We start from the raw sequence: 25,500 nt of genomic DNA on the forward strand, positions 1-25,500 counted from the left end.
TTTGTACACCCATTCAATTAATGATATTCAAAAACAGGGGGGTTTATGAATAAATTTAATGTACGTATCTGTTCACATCTTCAAGTCCTATTCCCTCATGAAGTGCAATGTTTATGCCATTGGCAATTACTTTGGACACATCTTCAATGATTGTATCTACTTCTTTTGGTGTTACCATTAAATTTCCGATATAAGGTGAAAGGATCTCTTGAATAAGGGTGAATTTTTCATTCTTATCCATATTTTTTAGCATCTCATAAAAAGCTGATCCTTGTTCTACCTGCTTTAACATGGAGTCAATCATAAGGTCAATCGTATCATTCGCCATAGTTGCAGCATCTACTACTGTAGGAACACCTATCGCTATAACCGGTACTCCCAGCGTCTGTATTGTTAATCCCATTCTCTTATTTCCTACCCCTGAACCCGGGTTAATTCCGGTATCAGCAATCTGAATGGTAGTACTAATTCTATCCATTCTCCGGGAAGCAAGAGCGTCAATGGCAATCACCAAATCCGGCTTTACTCTATCTACGATACCTCTAATGATTTCTCCTGTTTCTATTCCTGTAAGACCTAATACCCCGGGTGCAATCGCACAGACCGGGCGCACCCCCTCATCTACCTGCTCCGGGATATACTCAAGCAGGTGCCGGGTAACCATTAAACTTGAAACAACTTTCGGGCCCAAAGCGTCAGGAGTAACATTCCAGTTCCCCAACCCTACTACCAGTACCGTAGCTTTTTTATCAATTTTTACTATGTTAAATAACTCTTTTGCAAATACCTTACATACTTCTTCATGTAAATCAGGATCATTTTCTCTTAATCTCGGTACCTCAATGGTAATGTAGTTGCCCATTGGTTTGCCCATGGCTTCCACACCGTCTAAAGATGTAATCTTCACTCTTGTTACCGAAATATCTTTGCTGCCTTCAGTTACTACCTCTACACCAGGAACCTCTGACTCCTGTTGAGCATTTTGCTTATACATCTCCCTAGCTTCCAAAGCAAGATCTGTTCGAATACTATACATGTCAACTGCCTCCAATATTCATATAATAAATCATTATTAAATTTTGCTAATGATTCATTTTTTATACTTAAATAGTCCTTGCTTTTTTTATACTTTCATGTTAAAATAAGCTTTGTGAATTTAGAGTACTGGAGGTGAGTATATTGCCTAATATTAAATCAGCTATGAAAAGAGTTAAGGTTATTAAAGTGAAAACTTTAAGAAACCAAATGATTAAATCTGCTTTAAAGACTTATATCAAGAAATTTGAGAATTCAGTTGTTGAAGGAGATATAGAAAAGGCAAATGCAGCTTTTAAAATGGCTGTTAAAAAAATAGACCAGGCTGTTGCAAAGGGTACTCTACATAAGAATACCGCAGCCAGAAAAAAATCTCAACTTTCACGTAAACTTAAATCATTGAGCGCATAAAAAAACGTACTTTCGTAAGTACGTTTTTTTATACCATTTTTCTGTTAGATCCGCATTTTACCATAAACATATGGAGAGCTACCCATTCATTCATCTTACTGCTTTTTATATCACTATCCGCTTTCAAACATTCTTGTATCATGCTGTGGAGATATTGGACAGAAAAATTCTGAGCATGTTTAATGTATTTCTTTACTGCAAAATGCGGAATGTGAACCCTATTTGCAATACTTTCAGCGGTTGCACCTTCTTTTAATAAAAGCTTTACTTTTAATATGTCATAAAAATGCTTTGATAATAAGGATATTATTTTTACGGCCGGTTCTTTCAAGGTTATCATATCATTTAAAAGTTCAAAGGCAAGTTGAGTGTTATTATCCATAATTGCATCAATCATATTAAAAACTTTGCTCTCTACCGACTTAGTACACACTGCCTCAATATCCTGCCTGCGTATCGTCTCCCTGTTGCCACAATAATGCACCAGCTTATCTATCTCGTTTTTAATGCTTGTCATTCCGACATCGCAGTGCTCCAGCAAATAATAGATATCTTCTTTTTCAATTTTCTTTTTATATGAAGTAATTACCCGGTTTACCCAGTTAACCAGGTCCACAGTCTTTTGATATTTAAAATCCAAAATCAATCCTTGCTTTTTTACCAGGTTAAACAGCTTACTTCTCTGGTCTATTTCTTTTTCATAGAACACAAGGCAAATATAGGATGGCATATCTTTCAGATAGGTTTCCCAAAATTCTTTTTCCTGGGCTTTCGGAGATTTAAAAATTCCACTATCTTTTATGACCACCATTTTATATTCTGACATTACCGGTAGGGATTCAATCCCGTCCTGCACCTGCTGTAAATCAATATTTTTCCCTTCATAAAAACAAAAATTAAAGTCCTCAAAAGATTTATCCACGATTTTACTTTTCAACTGGTTGTAATAATACTCCTTTAAGAAGTCTTCTTCACCAAAAAACAGATATATATTTGAAAATACTCCATCTTTCAATTGTTTTTTTAATATATCTACACTCAATATTTATTCACCTTCTTTAAAGACCTTTATATTCTTTATTACTTTACCATCTGTTATAAACGTAACAGTGCCATTTATATCTGTCCGGTATATACTTATCTTGTTATTTTCCAGGCGCTCCAATACTTGCCTGGATGGATGCCCAAAATTATTTCTTCCTACAGATATGACAGCATATTCAGGAGAAACCTGTCTTAAAAATTTTTCCGTTGAAGAAGTATCCGAACCATGATGCGGCACTTTTAGCACATTCGCAGTAAGCAATCCACCACATTCTGCAATATACCCTTCTGCCTCTTTTTCAATATCTCCTGTCAAAAGGAAAGAAACACTGCCATATTGTAATTTCAAAATAAGGGATTTATTATTTTCATTTAATAGCGGATTCTTTACCTGATTCATCCCAGGTCCTAATACCTCCACAACCACCTTGTTATCTATCTTGAGCTTATCACCTTTGGATAAATAGTATATTGGAACCAGCCGATGATTAGCATTTTCAACCAAATTCTTTTTTAATTGATTTTCTTCTTCGCGTAAAGGCAGCATCAAAGTTTTTATTAACATATTTTCAAGCATGGTGAGTATTCCTTCCGCATGGTCATCGTGATAATGGGAAACAACAGCCACATCTATACTCATGACTCCTCTTTTTAATAAATACGGAATAACGATGTTTTCCCCTACATTATAATCATTTCTACCTTCGCTGCCTCCACCATCAACCAGTATCGTCTTACCACCCGGACATCTTAAAAAGATACAATCTCCCTGCCCCACATTGACAAAGGTAACTTCCAGGTTATTCTTTTGCCAAAACTGAACTACTACCGAGGAAATAAATACAACTATCAATAGAAAAAATACAGATCTAAATTGAAATATATTTTTTGTTCCTTGTAATAAATTATACAGCATAAATAAAATAAGTAAATAAGCAATAACAAAGAAAAGATCCGGACTGGGGACTGCAAGCGTGGCAAAGGGTAGATTTGCAAACAAGCTTGAACTAAACAAGATGAACTTTAATAGGACGTAACTGAATCCTGCAATAATATAGCCAGCAACTGCATTTATACTACCTAAAACATATAATATTACCCCTGATATGAGTACAATGGACGTAAAGGGTACTACGATAAGATTGCTGACAATGGAAATAAGTGAAACACCGTTAAAATGATATGCAACAATAATTACTGTACCTATCTGGGCGGCTATTGATGCAGCTGCAACTTCTCTTATCCACTTAGGAAGTACACCCAATTTCGAATAGATAGGTTTGTAAAATAGAAACAGTGATAATGTAGCACAAAAGGATAACTGAAAACCAATATCAAATAAAATGATGGGGTTATATAATAAAATCGCCAGTGCCGAAAAGAACAATGAAGTATATGCATCAGCTTCCCTATTCACCAAATACGATAATAAAAAAATAATAGCCATAATACTTGCTCTTAATACCGAAGGTGTGCACCCTGTTATGAAAATAAACAGTATTATAAAAATTATACTGATTACTTTGCTCAAATATTTATTAATATTAAACAAGCCCAGTAAATATGTAATTCCTGTTAAAAGGATAGCTACATGCATTCCTGAAACTGCTACAAGATGAGAAAGCCCGCTTCTTGAAAAGTTTTCTGTCATCTTTTCTGAAAAACCGGTACGATCACCTATTATAATACCTTTAAGTAAAGCCGCTTCGTTTTCAGGCAAAAATTTATTGACCGTTCGAGTAATAGATTGCCGTGAACGGTAAACAAATTCTTCTATAATATTAGTCCTCATAAGAACACCTATTTTTTTAATCTGATATGGTGCGGCATAAGAAACAGCATGTATCCCTTTTGCATTTAGATAATAATTATAATTAAAGCCTCCTTCATTAAAAGGTTGGGGAGGAATATGCAATTCATTTCTTACCTGTAGAATATCTCCATATTGGTAGATTGGCGTTTTATTATTACCAAGACAAATCAGCTTAACTTTTGTATGAATGGAATACCAATTGTTATTAAAATGTACCCTGCTAATTCTGACTGTATATTCAATTCTTTCTTTTTTTACAACGGGCTGTTCAATGACCTGACATGTAAAAGTTACTGGTTTATCGACAAACTGCGCGATAGGCTTTAAATTGGTGTTGCTGGCTATTTTAAATTGTATTGTTCCAACAGCCAACATACAAACAAACAGCATTGCAGGAAAAAGATTTACCGTATTTCTGCTAATTATAATTTTAACAATACAGATAAGTAACGCAATAAAAACTAATACTATTGACTGTTCAATACTGATATACTGTGCTGAAAAAACGCCTGTAATATACGAAGCTGCAGCCCAACAAAGAAGTCTTTTCAACATAAATCCCCTCAAAAAGAACAAAGGCACATCGTTTCATCCGCACAGTTTCGAGGTAAAAAACTTCCAAGGCTTGTGTCAGGCAGGCGCAAACTCGCTTCGCTCAAACAGTGCGCCTGCTTCTCCGACAATACGCCCAGAAGTTCTAATACCTCTCCACAATACGGGTCTCACAATTGCGCACCTTTGTCCGCAGTTTTTTTGCACAAGCTATATTCTAATAGACAAAAAGACGTTTCTAAACGTCTTTTATCCAACCTATAGGTACACAAAAAATTTAGTTTTAATTTAAGTTATTACTCCGGGATAATTCTTCTAGCCGTTATGTACTTTCTCTGATAGTAGCCTTCATTTAAGCTATCATACTTAACATCAGAACCGGGAGAAGATGCATGTATGAATTGATTATCCCCTACATATATGCCTACATGATCAATATATCCGGTCTTAACATTCCCAAAGAATACCAAATCTCCAGGAGCCAAATCTTTTTTATCAACTTTTTTACCGTGTTCTGACTGGTCATGAGCAACCCTATTGATATTAATTCCAAAATGTTTAAACACATATTGTGTAAATCCCGAACAGTCAAACCCCTTTGGAGAAGTTCCACCGTACTTATAGGGAACTCCTAAGAATTTTTTGCTGAAGCCAATAATATCGGCCGCAAGAGAACCGCTGGTACCTCTATCGACTTGTCCACCTGAACGTGAAACTTCCGGATTTCTTATGGAAATGTACGCTCCATGCATCCATCCTTCTACATTATCATTATAGCTTATTTTTATCCATTCATCAGATCGTCCGAGTACCTTAACTTTTTCACCACGGTAAAGTTGTCCCAAAACTTTGCAGGAAGTATTTGGCTGTTCCCTGATGTTAACACAGCTGCCAGTAACCACTCCATAAGCAACTTCCTCAGCAAAGGCTGAAATCGTAATGAAAACAGAAAATACAACCAGCATTACAACAAACATCATCATTCGCTTTAATAAATTCATCGCCATACCCCCGCATCTTTTGTGACAAAATCTTATAACTAAAAGAATTACAATATTGGGTTAATATATTCCAAAACTACATTTTGCAACAAAATATAGTTTTCTAATATATTAAAAAAGTTATTACAAAACTGTTACAAAATTATTATATACTTCTTTCAACATACTGTCAAACTATTTTTAATATTTTCCATAAAAATTTTTTATTTCTATGATAATAGTTCACAGTTCACAGTAGTAAACGATTTAATAGCTTTTACTGTGAACTGTGAACTTATTTGACTTTATCTGCCATGTAAATCATTATCAGTAAATATATACATAAATAAATATATTACATTCATATCTCTTTCTTCATTAAGATGACGTCCTGTTCCTTCCCATTTAATACAATGTGATTATGCATCTTTCTTAAAGGCTCAAATTTATTATTACACCAAAATCGAATTCCTTCACTATTTTCCATAATTACAGAAATATAAATAGTGTTAATGCTATGATAAAGTTTAAAGTAATTAGCAACGATATTCAGGCTTTTCTTCCCATATCCACAGCCCTGATAATCACAATCTATTAAAAAAGAACTAATCCATACAGCATTAGCCTCTTTCTTCTTTAATCTTCCTTTCATTAGACCTATCAAACAATTATTGCGTTTTAGATAGATTCCCGCGAAAAATTCACTCTCACAATAAAGAACTTCCAGATACTTTTCTACAAGGTTTTGCAGGGATATAGGCTTATCAATACCTGTTGCATATTTATATTTCTCTGTCATATTATACCATTTAAGTATCGCGGGTAAATCACTTCTTTTTATGTCTTTTAAGATAATATCCTCACAATCTATATTAAGTGAAAGCATCTTATCACCTTATCATTTAGAAGTATCTATTTAATCTGTTGTGCTAGTTCACCTATACGGAAAGAATATAGTGGAAAGGCTTAGAGCCTGTTAATGCAGCGGAGGAGAAGCCGCATCACCTGCTTGAGCGATTAGCGAGTTTGATGTCTCTATTGGGGACATTCCTCGACGAAGGAGAGGTGTGTCCCCTGACCTTAGCCGCAAATTTACAGGCTCTTAGCCTTGGAACTTCTTAATTCTTAAAGTGTAGGTGAATTAGCACAACGCATTAATTATGTATGATATCTATCGTTTTTAGTAAAACAATGGAATAGTCAGTAATATTTTAAAAAAACTCTGTTCACAATGAACAGAGTTTTTTATGAACTCAAGGCATCTTCCAACCAAATTGATCCAATCTCCAAAGCTCTATACAGACCTTCTCTTTCCGCCTTCTTCACGACCTTTTCTTTTCCTCTCAGCGCGGGATTATTAATTTGTAGTTCTATTGAAACCTTTGTTGCCACCTTTAAATTTTTTATCACTTTAGATTCCTGCACCTTCATGGTAATTATGTATTTATCATCATGGTTTCCATAGTATAGCATATCTCCTTTACGAGTCAAAGGCTTACCTTTGTACATTAATCCCTGAACTTTTTTTGTATTTTTATTCTCTTTTGCTTCCATTCCATCATCCCCTACTGTTTATTTAAATTACTTCTACTAACAACATATATCTAGTTGACAAAAAACTGACTTAAGAAATACCAAGCCAGTTTACGATACCATCTATCGAAATTATGTACAAATTACACCAACTTTATCCATTAACAACAATATACCATAATCTTTCCATGGAGTAAAGGGAAAAAATAACATAATCAACAAAAAAACTTCACCGCAACATTTAGCAGTGAAGTCTTTGGTGAGCCATCGGCGATTCGAACGCCGGACACCTTGATTAAAAGTCAAGTGCTCTGCCTGCTGAGCTAATGGCCCGTAGATGGCTGGGATGGCAGGACTCGAACCTACGAAATGCCAGAGTCAAAGTCTGGTGCCTTACCGACTTGGCTACATCCCAATATTTTAATTAATAATTAACAATGAATAATGAATCAAAAACATACATTTCTAAACTTAACATAGTACACATAATAGCAAAAATTATTTATATAGTACTTTTATTTCTACTATTTTTCATATCAGTTATATAAATTAAAACTATTAATTATTAATTATTCATTATTAATTAGTTTATGGGGTGGATAATCGGATTCGAACCGATGACCTCCAGAGCCACAATCTGGCGCTCTAACCAACTGAGCTATACCCACCATACATGGCGCGCCTGAAGAGATTCGAACTCCTGGCCCACTGCTTAGAAGGCAGTTGCTCTATCCTGCTGAGCTACAGGCGCTTATTGGAGCGGGTGATGGGAATCGAACCCACGCGATCAGCTTGGAAGGCTGAGATTCTACCATTGAACTACACCCGCAAAATTTAAAACACTTTTTTCGACTGACAATTTCAGATTATAACACTTTAGATGTTGTTTGTCAACACTTTTTTCATCTTTTTTTATAACTAGCCAACTTTAAAGCTAAATATTATAATTTTAAAGTTGATTAATTTCATCGATAACTACATTAATCATTTTTAATTTTAATATTTGTTATCAATATAATTATCATTTAGCTAAGTTATAATTACTTAACTAAGCTCTGAAACAACCAGCGAAGACTAGTATAGCCTAAACAATCTACAAAGTCAACCCTAAAAATAACTTTTATATTAAATTACGTCGCTCTTTCTTGCTAATAATCAATTTAGTTCAGCATATCTACATTATATGCATATTTTATTACAAGTTCACGCTTCACAGTTAATAGGAAGCATCAGTTCCGTATCGTCCCTGTGCTTCCCTCTTTTAGTCAGTTAATTAGAAATTTCAACTCATTATCTATAGCATCAATTAGCACACTGTTTCCAGCTTTACACTCACCTTTTATTAACAAATCAGCTAATCGATCTTCAATCATTCGTTGAATAGTTCTTCTTAAAGGCCGGGCGCCATATTTTGCATCATACCCTTTTTGTAGAATACACAATTTAGCTTTCTCCGAAATTTCTACTTTTATACCTTTCTCTTTTATCTCTTCAATAAGTTCGTCTACCATAAGTTCTACAATTTGAATCAATTCTGATTCGGATAATTGATTAAATATAATTATTTCATCAATCCTATTTAGGAACTCCGGTCTGAATATTTCTTTTAAAATGCTTCTGGCTTTACTGTCAAAATCCTTTTGGCTGCCAGTTAAAAATCCATAATTTCCGGATTTAACGTCAGAACCTGCATTAGATGTCATAATGATGATGGTGTTTTCAAAACTAACGACTTTACCATGGCTGTCTGTAATTCTTCCGTCTTCTAGTATTTGAAGCAGGATATTAAACACATCATGATGCGCTTTTTCAATTTCATCCAATAAAAGCACAGAATAAGGTTTGCGCCTTACCTTTTCGGTTAATTGCCCTGCCTCGTCATACCCTACATATCCGGGAGGTGCGCCAATTATTTTTGAAACAGAATGCTTTTCCATATATTCCGACATATCAAGTCTGATCAATGCTTCTTCACTATCAAATAACTCTTGAGCTAGTGCTTTAACCAGTTCGGTTTTTCCTACACCTGTAGGTCCAACAAATATAAAGGAAACCGGTTTTCTCTTTTTCCTTAACCCTGCTCTATTCCTTCTAATAGCTCTGGCGACGGCACTGACAGCGTCATTTTGCCCAATAATTCTTTTGTGTAACCGCTGTTCCAGGTTAAGCAGTTTTTCAGATTCCAATTCAGTAATTTTTTGTACCGGAATTTTTGTCCATGCTTCTATGACATAGGCAATATCATCGACAGTTAAATATACCTCTTCATTATTTTTTTCAAGCTCTCCAATCTTAGAAATCAATATACATTCCTTTGTTTTTAAGTCAGCAGCTTTCTGATAGTCTTCTATTGAATCCGCAGAAACAGCTGTTTCCTTCTCTTCTTGAACCTTTCTTAACTCCTCTTTTAATGCTGCCAGCTCCACCAGACCCGTATTCTTCAAATTAGCCCGCGAACCTGCTTCATCAATAACATCAATAGCTTTGTCAGGCAAGAACCGGTCTGTAATATACCTTTCCGATAATATAACTGCATGCTTTATAACTTCATCAGAGATTTTTACCTTATGATAATTTTCATAATAGTCTTTTATTCCTTTTAAAATCTCTATTGATTCATCTATACTTGGTTCATCAACCAATATAGGCTGGAATCTTCTTTCCAATGCGGAATCCTTTTCAATATGTTTGCGATATTCCGTAAGGGTAGTTGCACCAATTACCTGTATCTCTCCCCGTGCCAATGCAGGCTTGAGAATATTAGCAGCACTCATTGCTCCTTCCGCTTCCCCGGCACCAACGATATTGTGCAGCTCATCAATCACAAGTATAATATTTCCTGCATCCTTTACCTCTTCGATAATGCTTTTCAGCCTTGCCTCAAACTGTCCTCTGAATTGTGTACCGGCAACGATTGAGGTAAAATCCAGCAGATATATTTCACAGTTATAGAGTTTTGCAGGAACTTGTTTTTCAACCACTCTTAGAGCTAATCCCTCTGCAATAGCTGTTTTTCCTACACCAGGCTCTCCTAATAATACAGGGTTATTTTTCGTTCTCCTATTCAAAATCTGTATAACCCTGTCAATCTCTCTATGCCTGCCCACTACCCTATCAACCAAACCATTTCTGGCTCTCTCAGTTAAATTTACTCCAAAGCTGTCCAGAAATTTTTTCTTCTTATTATTTCTCTTTTCACTCACCTTTGTTTTTGTAGACTTTTCTTCTTTAGATGGCGTATTATTAGAATTCTGATTGTTTTCTACTCCATCTTGTTTATTAAACAATTTATTAATAAATGAAAAGGGACTGTTGACATCATTAAATTGACCCGTGATATCTAGCTGGCCATTCATTAGATATTCGGTCATCTGGTTATTAAGGTTGTCTATTTCCTCTTCACTTATACCCATTTGGTCCATAAACTGGTTTAGAGGCTTGATTCCAAGCTGTTTTGCACAAGACAGGCAAAGACCCTCATTCTTCTGTTTATCCCCTTCCAGCTTAGTAACAAATACTACTGCTATATTTTTATTACATCTTGAACATAACATATATTCTACTCCCCTATAATTCCTCTCTAATATAAAATTCTAACTGCATTTCCAATTAACGCCCATACCGCAAATGCAGTACAAAAAGTGATGAAAATGTGCTTAATCATAAGCTCAATCTTTACTTACAAGATATTATATCATATATATGCAACATAATTCAAATATGTCCAAAATTTAGGGCGCATTTAATATTTTTGAAGAATATTATGGAAAGAACGTTGCGGAAAGGCTTAGAACCTGGAATAATATTCTTCAAAAATAAAGTATACGCCCCAAAATTTAAACCAGTTGGAATTCCAACTGGTTTTATACAAAAATATTGACTTTTTATCGTTTATAATTGCTGTCTACTGCCTGTATCCATTAGCTTTTAGTATTTCTTGCAGTGCAGCAGTAGTGATGGGTGCTCCAATATTTATATCATCCTTTCCATCCATCTTGCCAGGATCTCCTATACCTACGATAATGGGTACTTTTACTTCCCTTAGAACACTTAAAGTATCTCCATTTAATCCTGCAGCAAACAAATTATTTCCATATTTATCTACAGCCTGGTAAGTTTTTTTACCATCCTTGGTAAAGGAACAATCTACTTTGACATTGCTTCCTTCTTTCCCATTTGAAGCTACAGCTACAATTCCCAGCACTTCTATATACGGACTCTTGATGATTTCTGCCATGGCAGTCTCACCCCGGCCTTCCCCCTCATCCCCACAATCATCTACCATCACTACCACGGGGTCATGGGCTGCTTGCTTAATTTGCTCTATAATTTCCGTGCCGGAAAGAAGTGTAGGATTTCCGGCAGAACGTGATATACATCTCCCACCGATATTTCGTGCTGCAGTTTCTACGGCCCTTTGTGCTACCGTATCTCCATCAGTAACCAAAATAACTTTTCTTTTATTCAAATGTGCGCCTCCTTATAATACCAATGAGTGGGAAATGAGGTTCCGCATTCCCATTTTCCCCACTTCCCACTCTTTGCCCTCACTATTCATTATTTTTCTTTTGGACTAAATATTAGAGCAATAATATAGCCGAAGAAAATTGCTCCAGCTATTCCTCCAGCAGTTCCGGTAATTCCCCCGGTAAAAGCTCCGAGTAAACCGATTTCTTTTACTGCTTTCATCGTTCCTTTCGCCAGCGAATAACCAAATCCCAATATTGGAACAGTTGCTCCTGCCCCTCCAAACTTTACTAAAGGCTCATATATGCCTATAGCTGTTAAAACAACTCCTAACGTTACAAATAAAACTAATATCCTTGCAGGTGTGATTTTGGTTTTATCAATAAGAATCTGTCCGACAGCACATATAGAACCACCAACAATAAAAGCTCTAAAAAACTCCATATTTTATCACCCCAATGTATTTTGAATAGTAACAGCATGTGCAATTCCAGGAATGGACTCACCCTGTTGTGAACTGGTAGGGCTCATCAATGCCCCCGTTGCAATAAATAATATCTTGTTAAGGCTACCTTTTGTTAATTCATGATACAAGTAGCCGGCTAAAACTGCTGCAGAACAACCACAGCCGCTTCCTCCGGCATGGGTATCCTGCCGTTTGTTATCAAATATTTTCAATCCACAGTCGGTAAATTGCCTGCTAATGTTACAACCTTTTTTTTGTAAAATATCTTCGGTAATTTCTTTACCAATCTGGGCCAAGTCTCCAGTAATGATTAAGTCGTAATCATCCGGAATAAACCCTGTATCTTCAAAATGGGTAAAAATAGTATCTGCAGCTGCAGGTGCCATCGCTGCTCCCATATTATTAGCATCTTTAATACCTAAGTCTACAATTTTACCAGTTGTAATATGTGTTACATAAGGGCCATTCCCCTGATTTGACAAAACTACAGCACCAGCACCTGTTACGGTCCATTGAGAAGTTGGAGACCGCTGTCCTCCATATTCAAGTGGAAATCGGAATTGTCGTTCTGCCGAACAAAAATGGCTGGAAGTGGCTGCTACTGCATAATCCGCAAATCCACCATCTATAATCATTGCTGCCAGGCTAAGAGACTCGGCCATGGTTGAACATGCTCCATACAATCCAAAAAAAGGAATTTCCAATTCTCTAATACCAAAGCTTGACCCTATACATTGATTGAGCAGATCTCCGGCAAAAATGTAATTCATATCCCCTAGAGACATATTAGCTTTTGTAACTGCTTTGATCACCGTTTCTCTAAGAATCTTGCTTTCTGCCTTTTCCCATGTTTTTTCTCCCCAATAACCGTCATCTAGTATTTGATCAAAATAATCTTTTAATGGTCCTTCCCCTTCCTTTTTGCCTACAATAGAGGCTGTAGAAATAATAGAAGGAGGATATTGAAGTTTCACAGTCTGCTTTCCCAATCTTTTAGTTGTTGTCATTGGTCCTCCCCTCCTATTATCTTAAACCTACAAGAAAATATATGATGCCTGCTACAATAGAAGCTGTTATCCCATAAACCAAAACCGGCCCGGCAATAACAAACATTTTGGAAGCTACACCCAGAATATATCCCTCACTCTTGAACTCTATAGCCGGTGAAACAATGGCATTGGCAAATCCAGTGATAGGCACAATGGTCCCAGCTCCAGCGTATTTGGCAAGACTATCATAAAGGTCTAACCCTGTAAACAAAGCTCCCAACAATACCATTAAAATTGCCGTAGCACCAGCCGTCTGTTCTATATTAAGACCCCGGGATTTAAAATAATTGCTAATGATTTGCCCTACAATACATATTAAGCCACCTACTACAAATGCCATAATTGTATTTTTTACAATAGGAGAGTTAGGCGACTTTTTTTGAACATATTTTTCATATTCTTTTTTTGTGAATAGTTGCTCCATAAAAATTCTCCTTTACTATTATCATAAAGTTATTTATATTATCGAAAATATGATTTTTGTTTAAGCAGTGTAAAACTCTTTTGAATATACAAATACTCCTCTTGATGGAATTTTGTCATTCATTTTTTTTACACTCAATACCCAGAAGGCCACTCCTATTAAAATAGTTAGAATAATGATTGGATACACTGCTTTTTTAAGTGTAACTCTGTACATTTTTTTCACCTCAATAAAAATTATTTTACTTTTGAGATTTCTTTAACCCTCCAGTTTTAACAAATTTTTTTATTTCTATTATATTATTTGAAAAGTCAGTTATTAATATTCAAAAAAAAGTCCGCCAGTTAATAGTTAATATCCCATAAATTTGAATATTTAAAATTTCTAATGGTCTAATAACTATAAACTACGAACCAGTACTAACCAGCACTAATTTTTTTTCTCATTTCATTTAATATCTTTTTCTCTATCCGAGAAACCTGGACCTGTGATATTCCTAATATGCTTGCAATCTGAGTCTGTGTTTTTTCCTTGAAATATCTTAAAATAATAATTTGTTTTTCCCGTGGCTTGAGAGTGTCCAACACCTGTCTAAGCGCAATTCTATTAATTACCTTACCTTCATCATCACTACCTTCATCGATCCTGTCAATTAATAAAATTGGTGAACTGTCTCCTTCGTGCAAGGTAGCATATAATGATTCGGGTGTGCTCCCGGCATCCATCGCCAATACTAAATCTTCCGCTTCAATATTCAGCTTATCAGCAATTTCATGTACAGTTGGTTCTCTACCCAGGCTTTTTGTCAGCATTTCTTTTACTACCCTGGCTTTATTTGCAGTTTCTTTAAGAGACCGGCTTACTTTTATGATACCATCATCTCTTATAAACCTTTTAATTTCTCCAATAATCATAGGAACTGCATAAGTAGAGAATTTTACGTCAAAAGCATTATCAAATTTCTTGATCGCTTTTATCAAACCAATACATCCAATTTGAAATAAATCATCCGGCTCATATCCTCTATTTTGAAATTTTTTTACTATACTCCAAACCAACCCTATATTGCTTTCAATTAATATTTCCTGTGCATCCTTATCCCCAGCTTTAGCCCTATTAATAAGTTCCAGAGTATCATGGTCTATTCCCTGATTCAATACAATCACCCCTATTCATTTCTAGGTCAAACCTATTTACCTGGAACTGTTAATCTTTTTTATCATTTTTACTCTGGTTCCTTTATTAAGTTCCGATTCAATCTCGACCTTATCCATAAATGTCTCCATAACTGTAAAACCCATACCTGAACGTTCCATTTCGGGATGGGTAGTAAAAAGGGGTTGACGGGCCAGTTCAACATTTTCGATCCCTTTGCCGTCATCCTCAACAATAATTTCAACAAAATCATCAATAATTTTACATCCTACTCTTACATATCCTACTGAATTTTCATAACCATGTATAATAGAATTCGTAACTGCCTCAGAAACAGCTGTTTTTATATCTGCTAATTCTTCAATGGTAGGGTCCATTTGTGAGACAAAAGCCGCAACTACAACCCTTGCGAAACTTTCATTACTGGACTTACTTAAAAACTCTACCTTCATCTCATTTGTTATTTGCATTACTTTTATCCCCCTCATATTTCTTTTAATGCATCCTGCACATTATTAAAAACAGGTACTATCTTATGTAATCCCGAAATAGTTATTACCCTTTCAACTTGAGGAACCAAATTTGCTATATATACTTTCCCGTTTAACTTTTGTATATATTTATACCTTCCAATAATTACGCCAATACCTGAACTATCCATAAAATTCAGTTTTTCAAAATCAAAGATCAAGTTTTTTATCTGGTTTTTATTTATTTCCCTGTCAATTTTTTCTCTGATTTCTACGGAAGTGTGATGGTCCAATTCACCTTCAATTCTTGCTATTAGCGTCCTGTTAATAGTTTGAAAACTTACCTGCAAGTATAACCCTCCTTATCTTTTGTGTGCTGTGCAAAGTATATATTCTACATATAATTGGAATCTCCTTCCATGAAAAAAGTCTTGTTTTGTAGAATGCAAAATTTTTTTAACGACAAAAAACGACAGATGCAATCTGCCGTTTTTTAGATTCAGATTTTAAATTTATCCATCGACTGCCCCAACTGCTCTACAACCTGGGCAAGCTGCTTAGCTAGCTCGGCCAATTGCTCTGAAGATGATGTTTGCTCCTCACTTGTTGCCATTACTTCTTCCGTAGACGCAGCTGCCTGCTGGGCAACCGATGCTATACTGCTGATAGCAAGTGTAGCTTTGTCTTTATATTCATTAATATCGCCTATAGCAATGTTAATATTTTCAATCTGTTCAATAATTGATTCCATCGCTTTGGCAATATCTTTAAAAGCATTATCTGTTTGTATAACTGATGCTTCCTGCTCTTTGAATATTTCATCTGCTTTATTAACTGCATCAACAGTAATTTGTGTTTCTTTTTGAATATTTACAATAATTTCGCTGATCATTCTTGTAGCATCCTTAGACTGTTCCGCAAGCTTTCTTACTTGATCTGCAACAACAGCAAATCCTCTGCCTGCTTCTCCTGCTCTTGCAGCTTCAATAGCTGCATTAAGCGAAAGAAGGTTGGTCTGTTCACTTATATTCTCAATCACTTTAACAATCTTTATTATTTCTTTAGCTCTACCGCTTAAACGGTTAATGTTACTCTTTATTGTATTAGACATATGTACAGATTCTCTTGTCTTTTGATTCAATGCAGTCACTGTATCAACTGCAGCACTACCCACTGCTTTTGTATTATTGGTAACATCCATTACCACTCTTATGTTATCTGTTACTTTATTAATTTTATCAGCCAGCTGGCTGATCACCAGCGTACTGCTTTCTGCCTCTTTTGCCTGTTCATTAGTGCCTTTCGCTATTTCTTCAACAGCAGTAGAAACCTGTTCTGCTGCCAGCGCTGTTTGGGCTGCTACTTCCTTAATAACTTCAGTATCGTTTATAACTGTTTGGACTACCTGCCGGGTATCGGTAATTAGCTGTCTAATATTCCCAATCATAATATTGAAACTTTTGGAAAGCCTGCCCATCTCGGTTTGTCCGTCCAGTTCCGAAACTACGGTTAAATCCCCCTGCTCAGCCTTTTTCATGAGTCCAACAATGCTGTGTATAGGATTGGATATGCTTAATGAAATCATTATTCCTATAAAAACCGCAAATAATGCGCACACTACGCTTACAAGCACCGTTGACCATCCAACAGCATACATTTCTTCCATTAATGAATTCATGGGTACTTTAGTGATAATTTTCCACCCATTTGTACAGGTATTAAAAGCAATCAGCTCATTATTTTTCACAAAAATGCCCGATTCATTTTCCCCAAAGATATTGTCTATATAATTTTCCTGAAAATTTTTTCCTATATTTTCCTTTAAGTGATGTGAAATAATGGAATGGTCAGTCCCCAGCATCATAATTGTTCCGTTTTTTCCCAATTCCACACCGTCGTAAATAGTACTTATCACAGATTCCGGAATTGCAACGATTAAAGTTCCTGCATCTTCTGCCTTTACGACATTAGTAAGCTTTCTCATTACGAAAATTTGTGAATAATCCCCGTTTAAACCGGTAACCCATACCGCTTTTCCACCTGCTTCACGCACTGCTTTGTAAGTTTCACTCTTTTTGAATTCATCACTCAAAAAATATTTATCAAGACCGGGTATAAATTCATTTGAAATTTTTTCTCCATTTGACTTTATCACCATGATGGATTTAATGTCTGGAGATGAAAATATAATGGAAGAAAGTACATTTTCTATCTTTCTGGAATCTTCTATTTTTTGATACATATTATCATTAGAATATGTTGTTGAAATAATTTTCATAACTTCATAATTCCCTAATATCATCATGGTTGCTTTTTCAACCTCAAGTATTTTTGAATCAATATTATTCTTAACCTGCTTTAAAAGCTGCTCTGAGAATACACCTACTTTTTTTTCAACAGTCTTTCTTGCACCGGAAAAAGAAAAAGCTCCTACAATTGTTAATGGCATTATACTTAATAGAAGGAAAAATATGATAAGTTTGGTTCTAATCTTTAACTTTGACTTCAATCCTATATTAATTCCCATATGACTTACTGCTTTTAAATTGAACGGCGAGAAAGGCTTAAAATTTAATTTACTAAACAACTTTAACTGCCTGAATTTCGCAATCAGGTTATTAACCTGAGAAACTATACTTTTTTTCATAGCTTGCCACTCCTCATCTGTTATTCAGTTAGGAATCAAGAGCTAAAAGGCTGGAGTTAGAAGAAATTCACTGCCCAGCCGCTCTTAATTCGAAACTTTTTTAGAATTTTTATACTAAAAATAATATTCGACACAAATGATGATTATCCTTCAATTTTTTCCACAAAATGTGTTAATTTTTTTGCAATTCATTCAGCCTGTTTGCTGCATATTTGGCGTACTTACTGGCAGGAAAGTAATTTATTAATTGGTTATAATAACTTGCAGCATTGATATTATCCCCTTGAAACTGGTAACATTTAGCTATAAGATAAAGGGCATACTGGTATTGGTCATTTTTTATATTATAACCCAGCACCTTATTAAAAATATCTATCGCTTCTCCATACTTTCCTGCTTTATATAAGTTATAGCCTTTATAATATAATTCAGCAGCAAGCTGAGGGATTATTTTTTCATATAATGCCTGGTATTTTTGTTGTTCTACATCATTAAATTTAAAATCCTTTAGTGACAATATCCCCTCTGCAGCTTTTTCTTTATCACCATTATTGATAAGTTGTTCAATTTCCAACAATTTTTTAACGTTACTTAGATATTTGAATTCATTATCTTTTTCCTCTAGCTGCTGCTTCAGTAATTCAATATTTTTTTGAGCTGTAGAAAATTCCGACTTATATAGGTCAATCTTTTCTTGATAATCACTTTTAATGCTGTTTGAGCGGGAAACCTGAGCATCGCTATGCTGTCTGAGATTAGCCAAAGAACTATAAAAGAAAATGTACGACACAAGAACACCTGCAAAAAAGATAACACTGATTTTCAAAAAACTTTTTTGAAATCTACTTAAATCTATTTTTGGCTTAAAGAGACTTTGAGAGATTAATTTATTCTTATTCTTTCCCCCTTTTTGCTTCAGTTCATTGATATACTGTAAGTATTGATGCGCTCTTGCAATATAATCATCACTGTTAATTATACTTTTTAGCAGTTCCTCAGCTTGTTCCACCTGCTGTCTCAATATGTAACACAAACTTAGCAAAACTTTGGCTTCCATAAATTCCGGATAGATGGAAATAGCTTTTTTAAGTTCAATTGCGGCTATATCGTCACTTTCTGACCGTATGCTTTCAATAGCCTGGTTATAAAGCTCTATTGCTTTTCTTAAACCATCAGAATCTATACTGTGGTTTGTAACATCAAGCACATCCAGTTCCCTAATAAACGAGAATCTGCTTAATTCTTTTTCTACGTCCAACATAGCACCTCACCCTCTCACTGCAATATTCGTTTTACTATAAGTATTCAACAACGAGAGGGATATTCCTTCTTTATTTGTAAGATTCTTTTAAAAATTTTCGCACAATTCCTATTAAATATAGAGACCCGCAACAACATATAACTCCATCTTCTTCAGTCCTATCCATAGCTAATTGTATTGCCTTTTTTATATCTGCTTCTACAATTACTTTATCACAGTATCTCCTGCTAATCTCTCCTAATTCCTCGGCAGCTAATGCCCTTTCACTTTGAGGGCATGTTGCAATAAGTAATTCTGCCCTTGAAGCTATTTCAGGTATGCATTTTCCATATTCCTTATCACGCAGCATTCCTACAATAAACGTTATCCTTTTGTTTGTTAAATATTTATGTATGGCTCTTTTAAGAGCACTAACTCCTGAAATATTATGAGCACCATCAATGATAAATAAAGGATTGGTCCCTATGATTTCAAACCTGCCCGGCCACCGTACATTTTCCATACCTGCTCTTATATCTTCATCTGAAATAGTAATACCATAGCGGCTTTTTAATATCTCTATTACTGTTATGGCAGTACCTGCATTAAGAACCTGGTGCTCTCCCAAAAGATACATTCTTAGTCCTGTATAATTGCTAAAACTAAATTCCGTTCCCTGCAGAGTATCTGAAATAATTTTTACTGATGTTTGATCTGCTTTAAGCACCTCGGCTTTTTTTTCTTTAGCAACTTTCTCTATAACTTCTATCACACCCGGCTCCTGTTCAGGATAAACAACCACCAGACCATTTTCTTTGATAATTCCACTTTTCTCAAAAGCAATCTTTTCAATGGTATCTCCCAGCTTGTCCATATGGTCCATGCTTATGGAAGTAATCACCGAAACTAAAGAAGTCTCTATAACGTTTGTAGCATCAAAACGTCCACCCATCCCTACTTCCAGGACAACAAAATCACACTTTTGTTCATAATAGTATTGAAATGCGATTGCAGTTACGATTTCAAATTCTGTTGGGTGGTTGTACCCTTGGTCCACCATTTCTTTAACAAGCTCTTTTATCCTGGAAGTTATATCAGCTAAATGCTGCTTATCAATATTTTGGCCGTTTATTTGTATTCTCTCAGTAAATTCTTCAAGATATGGGGAAGTATACATTCCTGTTTTGTAGCCCGCTTGTGTTAAAATACTGGCTATCATGGCAGTTGTAGAGCCCTTTCCATTTGTCCCGGCTATATGTATGTATTTTAATTTTTTATGAGGATCTCCCATTCGGCGCAGTAAATTTGCAATGTTATCCAGACCCAATTTTGATCCAAATTTTAAAGTACCGTGTATATATGCCAGCGCTTCTTCGTAGTTCATATAATTCCCTCGCTTATTGTATAAAATAAGTTCACAGTAATTGTAAGGGCAGACCCGTTGTCCGCCCTTACAATCCATGAACTGTGAACTATAAATATATTACTTCAAACTCTTTAACCTTTCAACAACCTTTGCAAGCATGTCAGCATACTTCTGACCCTTTTGCCGTTCTTCTTCCACAACATGTGCCGGTGCCTTTGATACAAAACCGTGATTGTTAAGTTTGCTGTTTACCCTTTGCACTTCTTTTTCAAGGTTCTGTTTTTCCTTTTCCAGCCTCTCTATTTCTTTTTCCCTATCTACCAGATCATCCAGAGGAATAAACATTTCCGCCCCTTCTACCACTACAGATACAGCATCCTCAGGAATATCTTCCTTCTGAGCTGATAGTATCACTTCAGATGCCCCCGCCAACCTTTCAAAAAAGACTTTACCTTTTTGGAAGGTTTCTACATTAGCCGTTACTACATACAATTTCGCTTTCCGGGAAGGAGCAACATTCATTTCAGCCCTGATATTTCTTATACTTTTAATTGCAGCCATAATAACACTCATTTGTTTTTCTTCTTCAACAAAATTATACTGCTCATGATATTTAGGCCACGCCGAAATCATGATGCTTTCACCTTCATGAGGTAAATGCTTCCATATTTCTTCGGTAATAAATGGCATAAAGGGATGCAATAATTTTAATGTATTTGAAAGCACATAAGTCAATACATATTGTGCTTCAAGCCTGCTGGTTGACTGCTTGTCATATAAGCGCGGCTTAACCAGCTCAATATACCAGTCGCAGAATTCATCCCAGATAAAATCGTACAGCTTTTGTACTGCAATACCCAATTCAAATTTATCAAGATTATCTGTTACCTCTTTTACAAGGTTGTTATAACGGCTGAGAATCCATTTGTCTTCCAGCGTCAATTTTTCCAGCTCAGGAAGTTTGTTTTCATTGATCTCCAGATTCATTAATACAAATCTTGAAGCATTCCATATCTTGTTGGCAAAGTTCCTGCTTGCTTCTACCCTCTCCCAGTAAAATCTCATATCATTTCCCGGGGAATTTCCTGTAGCAAGGGTAAATCTTAGCGCATCGGCACCGTATTTTTCTATTACTTCAAGAGGATCTATACCGTTTCCTAAAGATTTACTCATTTTTCGTCCCTCGGAATCACGGACAATTCCATGGATAAATACATATTTAAAAGGCTCTTTTTTCATATGTTCCATTCCAGAGAAAATCATTCTTGCTACCCAGAAAAAGATAATATCATATCCGGTTACAAGAACACTGGTTGGATAGAAATAGTTCAAGTCATCCGTTTCTTCAGGCCAGCCAAGAGTAGAAAACGGCCATAGGGCTGAACTAAACCAGGTATCTAATACATCGGGGTCTTGAATAACCTTCCCCCCACATTTTGTACAACCGGTGATATCCTCTTTAGAAACAATCGTTTCTCCACAATCTTCACAATAATAAGCAGGTATCCGGTGTCCCCACCACAACTGTCTTGATATACACCAATCATGTACATTTTCCATCCAGTTCAAATAAATTTTACTGAACCGGTCCGGAACAAATTGAATGGTGCCATCCTTAACAACCTTAATAGCAGCTTCTGCTAATGGTTTCATCTTGACAAACCACTGTTTGGATGTGATAGGTTCTACAGTAGTACCGCATCTATAACATTGTCCCACGTTATGGACATGGTCTTTTGTTTGCAGTAACAAGCCTGCCCCTGTTAGGTCTTCTATAATGGCTTTCCTTGCTTCATACCTGTCCATTCCTTCATATTTGCCACCATGATGATTAATGGTTGCATCATCGTTCATGACTTTAATCTGAGGAAGGTTGTGCCTCATACCAACTTCAAAGTCATTAGGGTCATGGGCAGGGGTAATTTTTACCGCTCCGGTACCAAACTCTTTATCAACATATTCATCGGCAATAACCGGAATTTCTCTATTTACCAGCGGCAGTATCAGTGTTTTTCCAATAAGGTGCTTGTATCTTTCATCTTCGGGATGTACGGCAACTGCTGTATCCCCCAGCATTGTTTCCGGACGGGTAGTCGCAATGGTAATAAATTCATCGCTATCTTTTACGTAATACTTGATATACCAGAAGTGTCCTGCCTTTTCCTCATATTCTACCTCTGCATCAGAAAGGGCTGTAACACAGTTCGGACACCAGTTAATAATCCTGTTACCCTGGTAAATAAGCCCTTTCTCATATAAATTAACAAATACTTCCCTTACCGCTTTGGAACAACCCTCATCCATTGTAAAGCGTTCCCTTGACCAATCACAGGAACTTCCTAATTTTTTTAGCTGGTTGATGATCCTGTTACCGTAAGTATGCTTCCATTCCCATACCCTTTCTAAAAATTTCTCTCTACCTAAATCATAACGGCTTAATCCTTCTTCTTTTCTCAACATCTCTTCAACTTTTATCTGAGTTGCAATTCCGGCATGGTCAGTGCCAGGTAACCACAAGGTGCTATACCCCTGCATCCTCTTCCATCGAATCAGAATATCTTGTAAGGTTTCATCCAGTGCATGGCCCATATGGAGCTGACCGGTAACATTTGGAGGAGGAATAACAATGGTAAAGGGTTCCTTGTCAGGGTCTACTTCTGCCCTAAAATATCCTTTTTCCATCCACTCATTATATAATCTCTCCTCTACCTGCTGAGGATCATAGGTTTTTGCAATGTTCTTAGCTTCTTCCATAAATCGTGCCTCCTACTTTCTATAAAAAATTAATATCATACCAATAACTACTATGAGTAAACCCGCAATTTTCAAAACAATCAACTGTTTTTCATCCGGATTACTGCCTTTTATAATTTTATACAAAAAGTCGGCTTTGTAACCAATCAATGCACCTGCTGCCAGTAACAAAAACGCCAATATGTCTATAATCATCCAACTCCTCCATATATAATTAAAACCCCCGTCCTTCACTTGAAGGACGGGGGTATATTCCCGCGGTACCACCTTTATTCTCATGCCAATTCCACTACTCTAAATCATGAGCTCTCTATAGATGTGTGCTTCTAAAAAGTCACACATTCACACAGCATTAACGGAACCACCGTCACAACCTACTATTCACTTCAGTCGTGAAACTCCAGAGCTACCTTCAGCACCCTTTTTCTAGAAAACCTTCCAGCCTGCGGGTTTTCCTCTCTTAAGAACAGCCAGTGCATACTCTTCTCTTTCATCGTTGATATGGTTTTTGCTTTAAATTTCCATTTCTCTGCAACTGCTTATTTTTTTGTTTTTACAAGAACCTTTGTAATACGTTTCTAAAAGATTGGTCGGAGTGGTGGGACTCGAACCCACGGCCTCTTGGTCCCGAACCAAGCACTCATACCAAACTGAGCTACACCCCGACGAACATATACTTGAAATTATTTTTTTTAATAGCTTAAATAGATTGATTACCTATCACTATTTTTACATTATAAAGTATTCTAAAGAATTTTTCAAGATTTACTTTTAAAATCTTATTTGTTTTTTTCACTTCTATTTGCCATGTTAAAATTATGCTTATGAGAAAACTTTATCTGTTTAAAATTTAGGCTATATCTTACAAAAGCAAAAACTCCACTGCCTACTGCAATCCCTATCAAAAATGTACTCTGCATATCAGATGTATCCAGGAGTATAATAGCCAGAATCGCTAAGTAAAATAAAACAGTTGCAGCTTTACCATACCATGTAGCACTAACAACAATCTCATCTCTATAGAGTAATATACTTCCAAGCACCATAAGTATTTCTTTTGTCAGAATAATATAAATTGCCCACAAAGGCACAAGCCCCCTATACGTCAGACAAAATATTACGGTAAGCTGCATAAGCTTGTCTGCTAAGGGATCTAATAATTTTCCCCATTTTGTAATCATGTTGCATTTTCTTGCAATATATCCATCTAAAACATCAGTCACACCGGCAAATATAAATATAATTGCAGAGATAAAGTAACTATTTTCCAAATCAGAAAAGAAAAAATATACAAAAACCGGAACAAGCAAAAATCTAATAGTTGTCAATATATTTGGAATATTCAACGAATCACCTCAAAAATAAAATTATAGCATAAACTTTATAATTTCATTTTACATTATATATTATACTCATATATAAAGTAAAGATAGATATAGGGTGGATATTTTTTAGTTGATGAATATTATTCCAATCTCTAAGCCTTTTCACAACGTTCTTTCCATAAATATTCATCAACTAAATTAAATACACCCATAGAGATAAAAAATAAGATAAAATAAGATTAAGTATCTATAACATAATACAGTATTTATAATAAACGTTTAATCTTTATTCTTCAGTTGCAATCAATACCTTTAGTTTCTCCCACAAATCTTTATTTATCTTTTTTAAATTGATTGGTTTAAATTCCCTGTTCACAAATGCATGTACCGTTTTCCCTGCAGCTAACAGCTTATGGTCTCTATCTCTAATAACTTCATAACAGAAGGTAACCCGGACATTCCCCAACTCCTGTATCCACGTCCTTATAGTCAACTCATCCTGGTATTTCGCTCCTTCTTTGTATATACAGCCGCTCTCTATAAGTGGAAAAAGAATACCTTGACACTCTATATCCCCATAGGACATCCCTGTTTGCTCAAAAAATTCCGTCCTCCCCACCTCAAACCAGGAGTAGTAGTTAGAATGATGTACGATTCCCATCTGGTCAGTTTCGACATATCTTACCTTGATTTTCGTCTCGTTAATATACATAGTTAAACCTCCAGTATATAGTTCGGAGTTCGGGATTCGGATCCCAGAAATTCTCAT

At 35.7% G+C, this 25,500-nt stretch carries 23 protein-coding genes, 6 tRNA genes and 1 other annotated feature; of the genes, 1 reads left to right on the top strand and 28 read right to left on the bottom strand.

All coding sequences use genetic code 11. The features are described 5' to 3' along the window. Nucleotides 1-55: 55 nt before the first annotated feature. Nucleotides 56-1,036, bottom strand: a complete 981-nt coding sequence (gene gpr / locus CIB29_RS05870) for a GPR endopeptidase (protein ID WP_094547733.1) — start codon at nt 1,034-1,036, stop codon at nt 56-58. Between the two features lie 143 nt (nt 1,037-1,179). Here gpr and rpsT point away from each other — a divergent pair, with 143 nt between their 5' ends. Continuing rightward, complete coding sequence (gene rpsT, locus CIB29_RS05875; protein WP_094547735.1) at nt 1,180-1,446, top strand: 30S ribosomal protein S20; 267 nt, start codon at nt 1,180-1,182, stop codon at nt 1,444-1,446. A gap of 28 nt (nt 1,447-1,474) precedes the next feature. Here the strand turns inward: rpsT and holA are convergent, their stop codons facing one another. The 27 genes from holA to CIB29_RS06010 all read right to left on the bottom strand — a co-directional run bounded on the left by holA (nt 1,475) and on the right by CIB29_RS06010 (nt 25,443). Then, on the bottom strand, nt 1,475-2,488 hold the full coding sequence (gene holA, locus CIB29_RS05880) for a DNA polymerase III subunit delta (protein WP_157910221.1): 1,014 nt from the start codon (nt 2,486-2,488) through the stop codon (nt 1,475-1,477). A 3-nt stretch (nt 2,489-2,491) separates the two neighbouring features. Beyond that, on the bottom strand, nt 2,492-4,858 hold the full coding sequence (locus CIB29_RS05885) for a DNA internalization-related competence protein ComEC/Rec2 (RefSeq protein WP_094547739.1): 2,367 nt from the start codon (nt 4,856-4,858) through the stop codon (nt 2,492-2,494). 293 nt (nt 4,859-5,151) lie between these two features. Beyond that, nucleotides 5,152-5,856 (bottom strand): C40 family peptidase, encoded by a 705-nt coding sequence (locus CIB29_RS05890; protein ID WP_198543770.1) that lies wholly within the window; start codon nt 5,854-5,856, stop codon nt 5,152-5,154. A gap of 340 nt (nt 5,857-6,196) precedes the next feature. Next, nucleotides 6,197-6,721, bottom strand: coding sequence for a GNAT family N-acetyltransferase (locus tag CIB29_RS05895; protein WP_094547743.1), 525 nt, complete (start codon nt 6,719-6,721; stop codon nt 6,197-6,199). Nucleotides 6,722-7,080: 359 nt separating this feature from the next. Then, nucleotides 7,081-7,389 carry a hypothetical protein gene (locus CIB29_RS05900; RefSeq protein ID WP_094547744.1) on the bottom strand — a complete coding sequence of 103 codons (309 nt, stop codon included), beginning with the start codon at nt 7,387-7,389 and terminating at the stop codon, nt 7,081-7,083. A 236-nt stretch (nt 7,390-7,625) separates the two neighbouring features. After that, a tRNA-Lys gene (locus CIB29_RS05905) sits at nt 7,626-7,701 on the bottom strand. A gap of 5 nt (nt 7,702-7,706) precedes the next feature. Further along, nucleotides 7,707-7,783, bottom strand: a tRNA-Gln gene (locus tag CIB29_RS05910). 176 nt (nt 7,784-7,959) lie between these two features. Continuing rightward, nucleotides 7,960-8,036 (bottom strand) — tRNA-His (locus CIB29_RS05915). Nucleotides 8,037-8,042: 6 nt separating this feature from the next. Continuing rightward, nucleotides 8,043-8,119 (bottom strand) — tRNA-Arg (locus tag CIB29_RS05920). Nucleotides 8,120-8,123: 4 nt separating this feature from the next. Then, nucleotides 8,124-8,197: transfer RNA gene (locus CIB29_RS05925), tRNA-Gly, on the bottom strand. Nucleotides 8,198-8,633: 436 nt separating this feature from the next. Beyond that, complete coding sequence (locus CIB29_RS05930; protein WP_094547746.1) at nt 8,634-10,922, bottom strand: ATP-dependent Clp protease ATP-binding subunit; 2,289 nt, start codon at nt 10,920-10,922, stop codon at nt 8,634-8,636. A gap of 350 nt (nt 10,923-11,272) precedes the next feature. After that, entirely contained in the window at nt 11,273-11,836 is a 564-nt protein-coding gene (gene spoVAEA / locus CIB29_RS05940; protein WP_094547751.1) for a stage V sporulation protein SpoVABEA, read from the bottom strand. Nucleotides 11,837-11,925: 89 nt separating this feature from the next. After that, nucleotides 11,926-12,279, bottom strand: coding sequence for a stage V sporulation protein AE (gene spoVAE, locus CIB29_RS05945; protein ID WP_094547753.1), 354 nt, complete (start codon nt 12,277-12,279; stop codon nt 11,926-11,928). A gap of 6 nt (nt 12,280-12,285) precedes the next feature. After that, nucleotides 12,286-13,308 (bottom strand): stage V sporulation protein AD, encoded by a 1,023-nt coding sequence (spoVAD, locus tag CIB29_RS05950; protein WP_094547755.1) that lies wholly within the window; start codon nt 13,306-13,308, stop codon nt 12,286-12,288. A 16-nt stretch (nt 13,309-13,324) separates the two neighbouring features. Then, on the bottom strand, nt 13,325-13,774 hold the full coding sequence (spoVAC, locus tag CIB29_RS05955; protein WP_094547757.1) for a stage V sporulation protein AC: 450 nt from the start codon (nt 13,772-13,774) through the stop codon (nt 13,325-13,327). A 60-nt stretch (nt 13,775-13,834) separates the two neighbouring features. Further along, the gene (locus CIB29_RS18500; protein WP_157910222.1) at nt 13,835-13,990 is read right to left on the bottom strand and encodes a hypothetical protein; all 156 of its coding nucleotides are present in this window, start codon (nt 13,988-13,990) and stop codon (nt 13,835-13,837) included. A 203-nt stretch (nt 13,991-14,193) separates the two neighbouring features. Continuing rightward, on the bottom strand, nt 14,194-14,931 hold the full coding sequence (sigF, locus tag CIB29_RS05960; protein ID WP_423241291.1) for an RNA polymerase sporulation sigma factor SigF: 738 nt from the start codon (nt 14,929-14,931) through the stop codon (nt 14,194-14,196). A gap of 36 nt (nt 14,932-14,967) precedes the next feature. Next, nucleotides 14,968-15,399 (bottom strand): anti-sigma F factor, encoded by a 432-nt coding sequence (gene spoIIAB, locus CIB29_RS05965; protein WP_094547759.1) that lies wholly within the window; start codon nt 15,397-15,399, stop codon nt 14,968-14,970. 14 nt (nt 15,400-15,413) lie between these two features. Next, the gene (spoIIAA, locus tag CIB29_RS05970) at nt 15,414-15,749 is read right to left on the bottom strand and encodes an anti-sigma F factor antagonist (protein WP_094547761.1); all 336 of its coding nucleotides are present in this window, start codon (nt 15,747-15,749) and stop codon (nt 15,414-15,416) included. Nucleotides 15,750-15,898: 149 nt separating this feature from the next. Continuing rightward, nucleotides 15,899-18,046 (bottom strand): methyl-accepting chemotaxis protein, encoded by a 2,148-nt coding sequence (locus tag CIB29_RS05975; protein WP_094547763.1) that lies wholly within the window; start codon nt 18,044-18,046, stop codon nt 15,899-15,901. A 172-nt stretch (nt 18,047-18,218) separates the two neighbouring features. Further along, a complete protein-coding gene (locus tag CIB29_RS05980; RefSeq protein WP_094547765.1) occupies nt 18,219-19,307 on the bottom strand; it encodes a tetratricopeptide repeat protein in 1,089 nt (362 codons plus the stop codon). Nucleotides 19,308-19,377: 70 nt separating this feature from the next. After that, nucleotides 19,378-20,670: a bifunctional folylpolyglutamate synthase/dihydrofolate synthase gene (locus CIB29_RS05985; protein WP_094547767.1), complete on the bottom strand. Its 1,293-nt coding sequence runs from the start codon at nt 20,668-20,670 to the stop codon at nt 19,378-19,380. 99 nt (nt 20,671-20,769) lie between these two features. Continuing rightward, on the bottom strand, nt 20,770-23,406 hold the full coding sequence (locus CIB29_RS05990; RefSeq protein ID WP_094547769.1) for a valine--tRNA ligase: 2,637 nt from the start codon (nt 23,404-23,406) through the stop codon (nt 20,770-20,772). A gap of 12 nt (nt 23,407-23,418) precedes the next feature. After that, entirely contained in the window at nt 23,419-23,601 is a 183-nt protein-coding gene (locus CIB29_RS05995; RefSeq protein ID WP_094547771.1) for a hypothetical protein, read from the bottom strand. Nucleotides 23,602-23,640: 39 nt separating this feature from the next. Next, nucleotides 23,641-23,909, bottom strand: a binding site (T-box leader). 84 nt (nt 23,910-23,993) lie between these two features. Continuing rightward, a tRNA-Pro gene (locus tag CIB29_RS06000) sits at nt 23,994-24,071 on the bottom strand. Between the two features lie 114 nt (nt 24,072-24,185). Beyond that, complete coding sequence (gene pgsA / locus CIB29_RS06005) at nt 24,186-24,752, bottom strand: CDP-diacylglycerol--glycerol-3-phosphate 3-phosphatidyltransferase (RefSeq protein WP_094547773.1); 567 nt, start codon at nt 24,750-24,752, stop codon at nt 24,186-24,188. A 265-nt stretch (nt 24,753-25,017) separates the two neighbouring features. Continuing rightward, on the bottom strand, nt 25,018-25,443 hold the full coding sequence (locus CIB29_RS06010) for an acyl-CoA thioesterase (protein WP_094547775.1): 426 nt from the start codon (nt 25,441-25,443) through the stop codon (nt 25,018-25,020). Between the last annotated feature and the right edge of the window lie 57 nt (nt 25,444-25,500).

Origin of the sequence: Petroclostridium xylanilyticum (genome assembly GCF_002252565.1) — a bacterium.
Classification (GTDB): Bacteria; Bacillota; Clostridia; order SK-Y3; family SK-Y3; genus Petroclostridium; species Petroclostridium xylanilyticum.